Origin of the sequence: Actinomadura sp. (assembly GCF_044508335.1) — a bacterium.
Lineage (GTDB): Bacteria > Actinomycetota > Actinomycetes > Streptosporangiales > Streptosporangiaceae > Spirillospora.
The window spans coordinates 1-12,656 of the sequence record NZ_JBIQHY010000162.1 but is presented as its reverse complement, the minus strand read 5'-3'; the positions used below and the strand labels follow the sequence as shown (position 1 = coordinate 12,656).

The following is a 12,656-nucleotide window of genomic DNA, read 5'->3' as shown; positions in this document are numbered from 1 at the left end:
TGATGGCGTCCTGGTGGGAGCCGGAGAAGGCGGTGTAGACCAGGTCGCCGCCGTAGGGGTGCCGCTCGTGGACGGGCAGCTGGTTGCAGTACTCGACCGTCCGGCGGATCTCGTCGATGTCGGAGAAGTCGATCATCGGGTCGACGCCCTGGGTGAACAGGTTCAGGCCGAGGGTGACCAGGCAGACGTTGCCGGTGCGCTCGCCGTTGCCGAACAGGCAGCCCTCGATGCGGTCGGCGCCCGCCATGTAGCCCAGCTCGGCGGCGGCGACGGCCGTGCCGCGGTCGTTGTGCGGGTGCAGCGACAGGACGACGGAGTCGCGGTAGGCGAGGTTCCGGTTCATCCACTCGATCTGGTCGGCGTACACGTTCGGCGTCGCCATCTCGACGGTCGCCGGCAGGTTGACGATGACCTTCCGGTCGGGGGTGGGCTTCCAGACGTCGTTGACCGCGTTGCAGACCTCGACGGCGTACTCCAGCTCGGTGCCGGTGAACGACTCCGGCGAGTACTGGAAGTAGATCTCGGTGTCGCCCATGTCCTCGGCGAGCTTGGCGCACAGCTTGGCGCCCTCGACCGCGATCGCGGTGATGCCGTCCTTGTCCTGGCCGAACACCACGCGGCGCTGCAGCGTGCTGGTCGAGTTGTACAGGTGGACGATCGCCTGCCTGGCGCCGCGCACCGCCTCGAAGGTCCGCTCGATCAGCTCGGGCCGGGCCTGGGTCAGCACCTGGATGACGACGTCGCCGGGGATCCGGTCCTCTTCGATGATCTGCCGGACGAAGTCGAAGTCGGTCTGGCTGGCCGCCGGGAACCCGACCTCGATCTCCTTGTAGCCCATCCGTACCAGCAGCTCGAACATCTTGAGCTTGCGGTGGGAGTCCATCGGGTCGATCAGGGCCTGGTTGCCGTCCCGCAGGTCGACGGCGCACCAGCGCGGCGCCTCGGTGATGACGGCGTCCGGCCAGGTGCGGTCCGCCAGCCTGATCGGCTCGAACGGGCGGTAGCGCTGGAAGGGCATGCCGGAAGACTGCTGTTGCGGATACATCCGTTGAGATCTCTCTGCTCGAACCTCGCGGCCGACGTCCACGTCAAAGTCCCGCAGCGAGGGAGCCGACCTGTTCTACAGGCCCCCGCTGCGGCCGCTAAGGAGGAGCAGCTCACGCAACACGCTCGCCAAGTTAACAGATGCCATCCGGGTTACGGAAACCGGCGTCCGGATGCTGAGACGACAGGGGCCTCCTCCGTCTCACCGAACGCTCCCCGGAGCCCGGGGCATTCCCCGCCGGGGTCAGGGGACGAGGACGGAGAGGCAGGTCACGCAGCCGTCGAGCGCCTCGAACTCGCTGATGTCGACGCTGGTGACGCGCAGGCCGTCAGCGGCCAGCTGCGCCGCCGTGCGCGGCGCGGAGGCCGCCATCAGGACGTGGCCGGGTCCGAGGATCACCACGTGGGCGCCCGACGGCTCGGGGGCGACGCGCATGCACGGCAGCACCGAGGTGTCCACCATGTCCGGCATGCCGATGAGGCCGCCGTCCGGCAGCGCGGTCAGCGCCGACTTCAGGTGCAGGCAGCCGCGGGTGTCCACCGGGACGACCTTCCGCCCGCCCAGCAGGTGCGCGAGCTGGCAGATGCCCTCCTCGTTGGTGCGGGCGCCGCGCCCCACGTAGACGGTGTCGCCTACGCTCAGCACGTCGCCGCCGTCCAGGGTGCCCGGCGCCTTGATCCGCTCGATCCGCAGGCCCAGCTCGCGCGCCGCCCGCTCCGCGCCCGCGCGCTCGCCCCGGCGGCGCTCCTCCCCCGACCGGCACACGATCGCGACGTCGCCGGAGACGACCAGCGCGTCCTCGACGAACACCGCGTCGGGGTGGTCGTCGGCGGGCGGGACCGCGCGGATCAGCCAGCCCGCCGAGCGCAGCGCCGCGACGTACGCCTCGTGCTGGCGCGCCGCGAGCGCGGCGTCCACCGGGCGGGGTTCGGCGTGCGTGACGATCCCCTCGGCGATCCGCGGCCCGGGCGGGCGGACCAGCGCCGTGCCCGCCGCCTGCCTGTCAGCGCCCTCCATGTCAGTGCGACGCCCCCTCCGTGGTCACGATCACGCCCAGCGCGTACGCGCGGGACATGCCGAGCAGATCCGCGATGGCGTGCAGGGCCCGCCGCTCGCCCTCGCCGAGCGGCCCGTCCGCCAGGCCGATGCGGACGGCCTGGGCGAGGAACCACTCCTTGGCCTCCACCGCGAGCTGGGCCCCGGCCCGCACGACCTCCCGCTCCAGGAACGTGCGGCGCAGCGCGAGGTCGGCCTGCACGGCCTCCGCGTCGTAGTCGGGCTCGCCGTACCCGGTGACCGTCGCGATCGCGCGGGCGCGGGCCGCCGCGTTCGACGGGTCGCCGGCCCGCAGCACCAGCGCGGCCGCCGCGCGCATCCCCGCGGCGAGCGTCTCGGCCATCTGCTGCGCGGTCGGCGTCCGCAGCGCCGAGACGGGGAACCGGCCGCGGCACTTCCGGCACTCCACGGCGTGGCCGAGCCGCCACAGCGGCACCATCGGGACGAAGAACACCGAGAACCAGCGGCGCCCGGCGCGCCTGCGGTAGGCGCGGTCGCCGCCGCACTGCGGGCAGTGGAACGTCCCCTCGCTGACCGTACGGAACACCGCCGTCAGGCCGAAAACGAGCAACACCGGGGTTCTCCTCCCATAACGGACTTTGTCCAACGTACCGATCCGCGGGCCCCGACGTGGCCGTCCCGGGCAATGCCGTCCCTGCCCTTACGCTGGGTTCATGACCGGTGACCTGGGTTCCGACGCGGGACGCGCGCGCTCGCGCCCGTCCTTCCTGCCGCCAGTCGACGGCTATCCGCCGCCCGCGGGCGATCCGGCAGAGCCCGCCGCGCAGCCGCCCCCGCAGCCGCCCGCGCAGCGGCGCGGTGCCCCGTGGATCATCGCCGTGATCGCCTCCGCGTCCGCGCTGCTCGTGTCGGCGTTCCTGCCGTGGGCGCACGCGGACGCCGTCCTGGAGCTGTTCGGCCGGACGCTCAGCCGCGACCTCGGCAGCGTGGCCGGCATCGACGCCGACGACATGGTCCTCGCCGTCCCCGTGCTGGCGGTCATCGCGATCGCGCTGGCCTTCTGGGACCTGATCGGCCGGGACTCGCGGATCGGCGGGCTCGCCGCCGTCCCGGGGGCGCTGGCGCTGCTGGTCTGCGGCATCTTCGTGCTGCGGCTCGGCGACGTCCGCGACGACCTGCCCGAGACCGGCCTGGACCTCGGCTACCAGATCACCGTCCGCTACGGCTGGTACCTGGCGGTCGTCGCGTCCCTGTTCGTGATCGGCTTCAGCCTGGCCCGCCCGATCGGCGAGCGGGTGGCGCGCTCGCAGCGGCCCGCCCCGCACCGGTACGAGCCGCAGTACGCCTACCCGGAGCAGCCCGGCGAGGCCGCCGCCTGGCCCGACGAGGACCGGGCGTGGGGCCGGGGGCCGGACGGGCCGGAGGAGCCCCCGCACCCGGCGCCGCGGCCCGAGCCCGAGCCCGAGCCGGGGAAGGATCAGTCGTAGAACCCGAGGCGGCGGAGCTGCTTCGGGTCGCGCTGCCAGTCCTTGAGGACGCTGACGCGCAGGTCGAGGAACACCTTCGTGCCGAGCAGCGCCTCGATCTGCCGCCGCGCCGCCGCGCCGACCTCGCGGAGCCGCGAGCCCTTGTGCCCGATGATGATGCCCTTCTGGCTGGGCCGCTCGACGTACAGGTGCGCGTAGACGTCGACGAGGTCGTCGCGGCCCTCCCGCGGCGCCATCTCGTCCACCACCACGGCGATCGAGTGGGGCAGCTCGTCGCGGACGCCCTCCAGCGCCGCCTCCCGGATCAGCTCGCTGATCATGACCTGCTCGGGCTCGTCGGTGAGGTCGCCCTCCGGGTAGAGCGGCATGCCCTCGGGCAGGTGGGAGATCAGCAGGTCGCCGACGAGGCCGACCTGGAACCCGTCCGCCGCGGAGCACGGCACGATGTCGGCGAACTCGCCGAGCCGCCCGACGGCGAGGAGCTGCTCGGCGACCCGCTCGGGCGCGACCAGGTCGGTCTTGGTCACGATCGCGACCACCGGCGTCTTCTTCACCGCGGCCAGTTCCCGCGCGATGTACTTGTCGCCGGGCCCGACCGGCTGGTCGGCGGGGACGCAGAAGCCGATCACGTCGACCTCGGTCAGCGTCGACCGGACCAGGCTGTCGAGGCGCTCCCCGAGCAGCGTCCTGGGCTTGTGCAGGCCGGGCGTGTCGACGATGACGAGCTGCGCGTCCGGCCGGTGCACGATCCCGCGGATGGCCCGCCGCGTCGTCTGCGGGCGGCTGCTGGTGATCGCCACCTTGGTCCCGACGAGGGCGTTCATCAGGGTCGACTTGCCGACGTTCGGCCGCCCGATGAAGCACGCGAACCCGGCGCGCATGGTCATCGCGGTGTCCCCCTCCTCCGGGCCCTGGCGGCCCTCCGTCGTCGGGAACCGCGGTGCGATCGCGGCCGGAGGCTGCGACGGCTGGTGTGACGGCAAGTGTAGTCGCGCCGGGACGGTCTCCCGGTCATGCCGCGGCGCCCAGGCGGTCGAGGGCGGCGGTCGCGTCCTCGACCCAGCGGGCGGCGCCCAGGCGGCGGGCCACCTCGGCGGCCCTGCGGTAGTGGGCGGCGGCGGTCTCGGCGGGGAGTTCCAGGAAGACGGCGAGGTCGCCGAGGACCTGCGCCACGGGCCCGAGGGTGGCGACGGCGGTCGAGCCGCCGCTGACGTGCCCCTCGTAGGGCAGCAGCGCCGTGTAGACCTCCTCGGCCAGCGCGCGCTCGCCGAGGGCGATCGCGCGCAGCGCCCGGACCGCCATGGTGAGGTCGTAGAAGTAGTCGCGCCGGACGGGACCGGTGCCGGCGGCGACCCGCCGCGCCTCCGCGGTGCGCCCGGCGGAGGCGAGGGCGAGGGCGTGGATGTCGGCGGTGGCCTCGACGTGGCTCCACTGCCGGTGCAGCCACGCGGCGCCGTCCACCAGTTCCCCGGCGCGGCCCTGCACGAGCCGCAGGCAGAAGATCCCGACGAACACCATCCCCTGCTCGCTGAACCAGATCCCGGTGCGGCCGATGGCGCCGCCGATCTCCTCGTAGGCGCGCTCGGCCTCGTCGAAGCGGGCGGCGAAGGCGAGCGCCAGCCCGGCGTGCCAGCCGGCGATCTGGGCGAGCAGCGGCAGGCCGTACTGCTCGGCGAGGCGCCTGCCCTCGACCAGGTGGCGGTGCGCGGCCGGCAGGTCGAGCGCGGCGACGGCGACCTGCTGGAGCTGCAGGTGCGCGAGGACGAGGTAGGTGCCGAGGTCGTGCTCGGCGGCGAGGCCGAGCAGCTCGGTGGCGAGCCGGCGCCGGCGGTGCAGGCCGTCCGCGTCCCGGTACCCGTTGATGTAGCCGCCGTTCAGCGCGGCGGCGAGCAGCTCGGGGACGCCGAGGCGCCGCGCCGTGGCGATGGCCTCGTCGGACGCGGTGAGGCCGCGGTCGTGCTGCTCGCCCTCCAGCTCCATCGCGAGGGTGGTCAGCAGCCGGACGCGGAGCTCGGCCTCGTCGGCGGGGAGCCGCGCGAGCGCCTCGTCGGTGGCCTCCACGACGGCGTGGTCGACGGTGCCGTACTCGCGGCTCGTCCACAGCGTGGGGACGTCGAAGCTCGCGATGATGCGGGCGAGCAGCCGGACGTCGCCGAAGGCGCGGGCGTCGGCGATCGCGGCCAGCCGCCGCTCGCGGGCGGCGACGATCTGCCCGGCGAGCGCGCCGGCGCGGATCGCGGCGGCCTCCGCCTCCAGCCGCTCGCGGGTCGCGCCGGGGCCCCGCGCCCGCAGCGTGTCGACGGCGCGGGCCCACAGGTCGGCGGCGGCGCCGTGCGCGAAGCGCGCCTCGGCGGCCGCGGCGGCGCGCTTCGCGTAGCGGACGGCCTTGTCCGGCTCGGCGCCGGACTCCAGGTAGTGGTGCGCGAGCGCGGCGGCCTCATCGGGCGTGTGCCGCTCCAGGGCGGCGGCGACGCGGCCGTGCAGCCGGGTGCGGCGGGCCCGGGACAGCCCGGCGTAGAGGGTGTCGCGGACGAGGGCGTGCGCGAACCGCATCCGGCCCGGCGCGGGCTCGGTGACCAGGCCGCTGCTCAGCCCCGCCTCGACGGCGTCCAGCACCGTCTCCTCGTCCCCGGCCAGCTCGGCGAGGACGCGCAGGTCGGCGTCGCGGCCGATGACGGCGGCGTCCCGCAGCACGGCGCGGGCCGGCTCCGGCAGCCGGGCGATCCGGCGGCGCAGCACGTCGCCGACGCCGGCGGGCACCCGGCGGGTCGCGGCGGGCAGGCCCTCGGCGTCCAGGAGCCGGGCCGTCTCGCGGGTGAAGAAGGGGTTGCCGCCGGTCCGCTCGGCGATGGCGGACAGCTCCGCGGCGTCCAGGCGGGTGGCGCAGGTGGCGCGGACCAGGACGGCGACCTCGTCCGGCGACAGCCCGCCGAGGTCGATCCGGACGGGTTCGTGCCGGGCGAGGGCCGCGAGCGCGGCGGCGAGGCCCTCGGCGACCTCGGTCTGCCGGAACGTGGCCACCAGCAGGACGCGGCGGTCCCGCAGCCGCCCGGCGAGCCGCACGAGCAGGGCGAGGGTCTCCTCGTCGGCCCAGTGCAGGTCGTCGAGGACGAGCAGCAGCGGTGCCGTGTCCGCGAGCCCGGTGAGGTAGTCGCCGACGGCGAGGTGGAGCCGGAACCGCCCCGTGGTGACGTCGGCGCCGCCGGGGCCGGTGGCGGCGTCGTCCAGCAGCGGGGCGAGGCGGCCGGCGAGGCCGGCGGCGGGCGGCGCGGCGGCGGTGAGGTCGCGCAGCAGCTCGGCCCACGGCCAGGCCGCGGGCGCGCCGCCGGTCTCGGGCGCCCGGCCCCACGCGCACGTCCAGCCCTGCTCGGCGAGGTCCGCGGCGAACCGCTCGGCGAGCGCGGTCTTGCCCATGCCCGCGTCGCCGGCGACGAGGACGGCGCCGCCGCGCCCGGCCGCGGCCTCGCGGGCCGCGTCCGCGAGGCGGGCGAGTTCGGCGGCGCGCCCGACGAAGGCGGGCTGCTCGGCGGGTTCGGGCGCGAGCCGCAGGACGGGGCGCACCGGTTCCGGCTGCCCGAGCTCCGGGGCCTGGGCGAGGATGGCGGCCTCCAGCCGGCGCAGGGCAGGGCCGGGGTCGACGCCGAGCTCCTCGGTGAGGACCGCGCGGGCGCGGCGCAGCGCCCCGAGGGCGTCGCCCTGGCGCCCGGCGCGGTAGAGGGCGAGGGCGAGCAGCCGCCACGCCTCCTCGCGCAGCGGGTTGGCGGCGGCGTGCGCCTCCAGGTCGGGGACGGCCTCGGCGGCGGCGCCGAGCCGGAGCATGGCGTCGGCGCGGCGCTCGGCGGCGAGGCGGCGCCGCTCGTCCAGGCGGGCGGCCTCGGCGGCGGCCCACGGCAGGTCCGCGAACTCGGCGTAGGCGGGGCCGCGCCATTCGGCGAGCGCCGCCTCCGCGCTGCGCCGGGCGCCGGCCGGATCGGCCTCCAGCGCGTCGGCGGCCGCGTCGATCAGCGCGTCGAACCGCCACGCGTCGACCGCGCCGTCCGGCAGCCGGAGCGCGTACCCGGGCGGCTCGGTGACCAGGATCCGCGCGGGCGTGCGGGGCGGGCGGTCCGGTTCGAGGGCGCGCCGCAGGTGCGACACGAACGACTGGAGGCCGGCCGCGGCGCGCGGCGGCGCCGCCTCCGCCCACAGGTCGTCGACGAGCCGCTCGGCGGGCACCATCCGGCCCCGCGCGGCGACGAGCCGCGCCAGCACCGAGCGCTGCCGCGGACCGCCGAGGTCGGCGGGCTCCCCCGCCACCTCGGCGCCGAAGGATCCGAGCACGCGTACGACAGGCGACATGTCCCGACCAGCCTAACCGGGACATGTCCCCCCATCGCGATCACTCCCCGCTACGCGCGGCTGGGTTCGGGCTCCCGCGCATCCGCGGCCGCGGGGGCGGCGCCGCCGTGCGGGTCGATCTCCGGCAGGACGCGGGCGAGCGGGCGCGGCAGCCACCAGTTGGCCCGGCCGAGCAGCGTCATCGCCGCGGGCACCAGCACGAGCCGCACGACGGTCGCGTCCAGCGCCACCGCGACCGCGAGGCCCACCCCCATCTGCTTGATCACCAGGCTGGGGTCGGCGGCGAAGCCGAGGAACACCGCCACCATGATCAGCGCCGCGCTGGAGATGACCCGGCCCGTCGCGGCGAGGCCGGAGGTGACCGAGCCGCGCGCGTCGCCGTGCAGCAGCCACTCCTCCCTGACCCGCGACAGCAGGAACACCTCGTAGTCCATCGACACCCCGAACAGGACCGCGAACAGCAGCAGCGGGATGAACGACGACACCGGGACGCTGTGCGGCAGCCCGAGCAGCCCGGCGCCCCAGCCCCACTGGAACACGGCGGTCAGCACCCCGTACGCGGCGGCGATCGACAGCAGGTTCATCGCGGCGGCCTTCAGCGGCGCCACCAGCGACCGGAACACGATCATCAGCATGACGAAGGACGTGGCGACGACGACGCCGATCACCGGCCACAGCCGGTCGGACAGCACCCGGGAGAGGTCCACGTAGATGGCGGTCAGCCCGGTGATCTCCGCGCCGGGCGGCAGCGCGTCCGCGCGGATCCGGTCGACGAGGCCGGTCACCCGCGCGTCCTGCGGCCCGTACTCCGGGGTGACCACGATCACCGCGGCGTCGCCGTGCGGGGACGTCACCGGCGGCGCGACGGCGGCGACGCCGTCGGTCCCGGCCAGCCGCCGCCCCAGCCCCGGCAGGGCGCCGGCATCGGTCTCCCGCAGGTCGACGGTGACGAGCAGCGGCCCGTTCGCGCCGGGCCCGTAGGCGTCGGCGACCAGGTCGTAGGCCTTCCGGACGGTGTTGGACGCCGGCTCGCTGCTCGCGTCGCTCGGCCAGGTCCGCATGGCGAGCGCCGGCGCGGCCAGCGCGAGCATCAGCACCGACGCGGCCAGCAGCCACGGCCACGGGCGCCGCCCGACGTGCGCGGCCCAGCGCCGCACCCGCGGCGACCCGACCGCGATCGCCGCGCCGGCGGCCCGGTCGCGGCGGCGCAGCACCCGCCGCCCGGCCAGCCCCAGCACCGCCGGCAGCAGGGTGACCGCGCTCAGCACGGTCGCCGCGACGACGAGGCCGGTCGTGAAGCCCATGGTCATGAAGACCGGGATGCGGGACAGCACCAGCCCGCACAGCGCGAGCAGCACCGTGACCCCGGCGAACAGCACCGACTGCCCGGCGGTCGCGATGGCCCGTCCCGCCGCCTCCGGCACGTCCATGCCCGCGGCGAGCCCCTCGCGGTGCCGGGTGAGGATGAGCAGCGCGTAGTCGATGCCGACGCCGAGCCCGACCATGGTCGCCAGGGTCGGCGCGGTCGTGGCCACGTCGGTGACCGCGGCCAGCAGCGTGATGCCGGACACGCCCGCGCCGAGCCCGGCCAAGGCCACCGCCAGCGGCAGCCCGGCCGCCACCACCGACCCGAACGCCAGGAACAGGATCACCAGCGCGGCCACGATCCCGATCGCCTCGGCGAGGCCGCCGGGCGCCATGACGTTCTCCGGCACCTGCCCGCCGAACTCCACCTGGTACCCGGCCAGCCCCCGCGTCGCCGACCGCAGCCGGTCGAGCGTCTCCTCGGGCGCCAGGTCCGTGACGGGCACCGCGTACCGGACGGTGATCAGCGCGGTCGCCCCGTCCGGGCTCGGCTGCGCCGGGCTCACCTCGCTCACGTGCGGCAGCTTCGCCAGCTCACCGGCCGCCGCGGCCAGCTTCGCCCGGTCGACCGTCCCCGAATCGGCGTGGACGACGACCCGCGCGTCCGCGCCCGACAGCGCCGGGAACCGCTCCCTCAGCAGGTCCGTGGCCCGCTGGGACCCCGACCCCGCCAGCGTGTAGTCGTCGTGCAGGGCGCCGCCCGCGACCCCGGCGAAACCGGCCACGGCCGCGACGAGCGCCAGCCACACCACGATGAACCGCCAGGGCCGCAGCGCCGCGGACCTTCCCAGGCGGTAGAGCAGACGGGACATGTTCACTCCCCGAATCGGCTTGTCTGACCGTCCGAGGGTCGCGCGGGGCCCTTGCCGCCCACTTGGCGCTGACTTGCGAGCGACCCCGTACGCTTGGCGGCGTGAGCGAGCTGAACCCCGAGGACGCCAAGATCATCACCCTGGCCAGGTCGGCGCGGGCCCGCACGGGCGCCGCCGAGGGCGCGGCCGTGCGCGACGAGACGGGCCGCACCTACAACGCCACGAGCGTGGACCTGCCGTCGCTCAAGCTCTCCGCCCTCAAGGCCGCCGTGGCGATGGCCGTGTCCAGCGGCGCCGAGGACCTGGAGGCCGCGGCCGTGGTGACGGCCGCCGGCGCGCCCGACCCGTCCGACGTCCAGGCCGTCCGCGACCTCGGGCCCAAGGCCCCCGTACTGGTGGCCGCCCCCGACGGCACGCTGCGCACCACCCTCTGACCGGGCACCGGCCGCCGACCGGGCGGGTCAGCGGGACCGGTCGGACTCCCCGGCCGCCGGCGCGTCCGCCGCGGTGGCGCCCAGCCTCTTCACCAGCACCGTGCCGATCCGGTTGCGGCGGCCGGCGATGGTCTCGGCCTTGAGGGAGAGGACGGGGCCGCCCTCGCCGGAGCCGACCTCCGCCGTGGAGCCCTCGATGGGGACGCGGCCGAGGGCGTGCGCCAGCAGGCCGCCGACCGTCTCGACGTCCTCGGCGTCGAGTTCGACGTCGAACAGCTCGGCGAGGTCCTCGACGGGGAGGCGGGCGGTGACGCGGGCGGAGCCGTCCGGGAGCCGGGTGACCGGCGGGATCTCCCGGTCGTACTCGTCGGTGATCTCCCCGACGATCTCCTCCAGGATGTCCTCGATGGTGACGAGCCCGGCGGTGCCGCCGTACTCGTCGATGACGATCGCCACGTGCGTCTGCCGGGCCTGCATCTCCCGCAGCAGCTCGTCGATCGGCTTGCTGTCGGGCACGTAGGTGGCCGGGCGCATGACCGAGTCGACCGTCTCGGTGGACTCGCCCTCGGGGTGCTCCTGCGCGCGGCGGACGACGTCCTTCAGGTAGGCGATGCCGACGACGTCGTCCTCGTTCTCGCCGACGACGGGGATGCGGGAGAACCCGCTGCGCAGCGCGAGGGACATCGCCTGCCGCAGCGTCTTCGTGCGCTCGATGAACACGATGTCGGTGCGCGGCACCATCACCTCGCGGACGAGGGTGTCGCCCAGCTCGAACACCGAGTGGATCATCTCCCGCTCGACCGGCTCGATCAGTTCGCGCTGCTCGGCGAGGTCGACGAGGTCGCGCAGCTCCGCCTCGGACGCGAACGGGCCCTCCCGGAACCCCTTGCCGGGCGTCAGCGCGTTGCCGAGCGCGATCAGCAGCGCGGGCAGCGGCCCGAGCACCCGGGTCACCGGGTGGATCACCGCGGCGCCCGCGAGCGCGATCCGGTCGGCGTGCTGGATGCCGAGCGTGCGGGGGCCGACGCCGATCACCACGTAGCTGACCACGATCATGATCGCGGCGGCGGTGACGTAGGCGCGCCACGTCTCGTCCAGCCAGGAGATGCACAGGTCCGCGACGATCACGGTGGCGACCAGCTCGCAGCCGATCCGCAGCAGCAGCACCATGTTGACGTAGCGGGCCGGGTCGGCGACGACCTCGGCGAGCTTGCGCGCGCCGCGCCGCCCCTCGCGGACGACCTCGTCGACGGTGACGCGGGAGACCCGGGCGAGCGCCGTCTCGGTGCCGGCCAGCAGGCCCGCCATGAAGACCAGGCCCGCCGCCAGGGCGGACAGCCACGCCTGCGTCGTGCTCATCAGCCGCCGCGTTTCTCCCGCCAGGAGGTGAGCAGCTCGGCCTGCAGGCCGAACATCTCCCGGTGCTCTTCCGGCTCGGCGTGGTCGTAGCCGAGGAGGTGGAGGATGCCGTGCGCGCACAGCAGCTCCAGCTCGTCCTCGGTGCTGTGCCCCGCCGACCGCGCCTGCCGCTCCGCCACCGCCGGGCACAGGACGACGTCGCCGAGCAGCCCCGGGTCGGTCTCGCCGTCCTCGTCGGCGCCGCCCGACATGTGGCCGGGGCGCAGCTCGTCCATCGGGAAGGAGAGCACGTCGGTCGGGCCGGGCTCGTCCATCCACTTCTCGTGCAGCTCGGTCATCGCGGCCTCGTCGACCAGCAGGACCGACAGCTCCGCCAGCGGATGCACGCGCATCCCGTCGAGGACGTGCCGGGACAGCGCCGCGATCGCCTGCTCGTCGACCTGGACGCCCGACTCGTTCAGCACCTCGACGGTCACTGCCGCCCCCGCTTGCGGGACCCTCCGCGGGGGCCCTGCTTGAGCTCCGGCACGCGCGCCTCGTCCCACCGGTTGTAGGCGTCGACGATGTCGGTGACGAGCTTGTGCCGGACGACGTCGCGGCTGCTCAGCCGGCAGAAGTCGATGTCCTCGACGCCCTCCAGGATGTCCTGGACGACGCGGAGCCCGCTGGTCTGCCCGCTCGGCAGGTCGACCTGGGTGACGTCGCCGGTCACGACCACCTTCGACCCGAAGCCGAGCCGGGTGAGGAACATCTTCATCTGCTCGGGCGAGGTGTTCTGCGCCTCGTCGAGGATGATGAA

At 75.2% G+C, this 12,656-nt stretch carries 11 protein-coding genes; 2 read left to right on the top strand and 9 right to left on the bottom strand.

All coding sequences use genetic code 11. The annotated features are described in order from the left end of the window. The 3 genes from ACIWVC_RS32270 to ACIWVC_RS32260 form a co-directional block, all read right to left on the bottom strand. Window positions 1-1,045 (bottom strand): 2-isopropylmalate synthase (locus ACIWVC_RS32270; RefSeq protein WP_396455000.1); only part of this gene is annotated, 1,045 nt, incomplete at its 3' end. A 243-nt stretch (window positions 1,046-1,288) separates the two neighbouring features. Beyond that, complete coding sequence (gene ddaH, locus ACIWVC_RS32265; RefSeq protein ID WP_396445185.1) at window positions 1,289-2,062, bottom strand: dimethylargininase; 774 nt, start codon at window positions 2,060-2,062, stop codon at window positions 1,289-1,291. 1 nt (window position 2,063) lies between these two features. Further along, window positions 2,064-2,675: a hypothetical protein gene (locus ACIWVC_RS32260; RefSeq protein ID WP_396445186.1), complete on the bottom strand. Its 612-nt coding sequence runs from the start codon at window positions 2,673-2,675 to the stop codon at window positions 2,064-2,066. A gap of 100 nt (window positions 2,676-2,775) precedes the next feature. Here ACIWVC_RS32260 and ACIWVC_RS32255 point away from each other — a divergent pair, with 100 nt between their 5' ends. After that, window positions 2,776-3,549 carry a hypothetical protein gene (locus tag ACIWVC_RS32255; RefSeq protein ID WP_396445187.1) on the top strand — a complete coding sequence of 258 codons (774 nt, stop codon included), beginning with the start codon at window positions 2,776-2,778 and terminating at the stop codon, window positions 3,547-3,549. Here ACIWVC_RS32255 and era read toward each other — a convergent pair. From era to ACIWVC_RS32240, 3 genes are all read right to left on the bottom strand, one after another. Continuing rightward, complete coding sequence (gene era, locus ACIWVC_RS32250) at window positions 3,540-4,436, bottom strand: GTPase Era (RefSeq protein ID WP_396454999.1); 897 nt, start codon at window positions 4,434-4,436, stop codon at window positions 3,540-3,542. The two genes, ACIWVC_RS32255 and era, sit on opposite strands and share 10 nt — an antisense overlap. A 124-nt stretch (window positions 4,437-4,560) precedes the next feature. Further along, a complete protein-coding gene (locus ACIWVC_RS32245) occupies window positions 4,561-7,887 on the bottom strand; it encodes an ATP-binding protein (RefSeq protein WP_396445189.1) in 3,327 nt (1,108 codons plus the stop codon). Window positions 7,888-7,937: 50 nt separating this feature from the next. Continuing rightward, the gene (locus ACIWVC_RS32240) at window positions 7,938-10,064 is read right to left on the bottom strand and encodes an MMPL family transporter (protein ID WP_396445190.1); all 2,127 of its coding nucleotides are present in this window, start codon (window positions 10,062-10,064) and stop codon (window positions 7,938-7,940) included. A 101-nt stretch (window positions 10,065-10,165) separates the two neighbouring features. On the opposite strand from ACIWVC_RS32240, the gene ACIWVC_RS32235 reads away from it, so the two are divergent. Continuing rightward, window positions 10,166-10,498: a cytidine deaminase gene (locus tag ACIWVC_RS32235; protein WP_396445191.1), complete on the top strand. Its 333-nt coding sequence runs from the start codon at window positions 10,166-10,168 to the stop codon at window positions 10,496-10,498. 27 nt (window positions 10,499-10,525) lie between these two features. Here ACIWVC_RS32235 and ACIWVC_RS32230 read toward each other — a convergent pair whose 3' ends face one another. From ACIWVC_RS32230 to ACIWVC_RS32220, 3 genes are all read right to left on the bottom strand, one after another. Then, window positions 10,526-11,857, bottom strand: a complete 1,332-nt coding sequence (locus tag ACIWVC_RS32230) for a hemolysin family protein (protein WP_396445192.1) — start codon at window positions 11,855-11,857, stop codon at window positions 10,526-10,528. After that, the gene (gene ybeY / locus ACIWVC_RS32225; protein ID WP_396445193.1) at window positions 11,857-12,333 is read right to left on the bottom strand and encodes an rRNA maturation RNase YbeY; all 477 of its coding nucleotides are present in this window, start codon (window positions 12,331-12,333) and stop codon (window positions 11,857-11,859) included. The genes ACIWVC_RS32230 and ybeY overlap by 1 nt, the downstream gene beginning before the upstream one ends. Then, window positions 12,330-12,656 (bottom strand): PhoH family protein (locus ACIWVC_RS32220; protein WP_396454998.1); only part of this gene is annotated, 327 nt, incomplete at its 5' end. The genes ybeY and ACIWVC_RS32220, both read right to left, overlap by 4 nt.

What these genes read in the sequence shown, in the direction of transcription:
- ACIWVC_RS32240 (WP_396445190.1), bottom strand. Translation starts at nt 10,064, where the DNA reads ATGTCCCGTCTGCTCTACCGCCTGGGAAGGTCCGCGGCGCTGCGGCCC.
- ACIWVC_RS32255 (WP_396445187.1), top strand. Translation starts at nt 2,776, where the DNA reads ATGACCGGTGACCTGGGTTCCGACGCGGGACGCGCGCGCTCGCGCCCG.
- ACIWVC_RS32230 (WP_396445192.1), bottom strand. Translation starts at nt 11,857, where the DNA reads ATGAGCACGACGCAGGCGTGGCTGTCCGCCCTGGCGGCGGGCCTGGTC.
- ddaH (WP_396445185.1), bottom strand. Translation starts at nt 2,062, where the DNA reads ATGGAGGGCGCTGACAGGCAGGCGGCGGGCACGGCGCTGGTCCGCCCG.
- era (WP_396454999.1), bottom strand. Translation starts at nt 4,436, where the DNA reads ATGACCATGCGCGCCGGGTTCGCGTGCTTCATCGGGCGGCCGAACGTC.
- ACIWVC_RS32245 (WP_396445189.1), bottom strand. Translation starts at nt 7,887, where the DNA reads ATGTCGCCTGTCGTACGCGTGCTCGGATCCTTCGGCGCCGAGGTGGCG.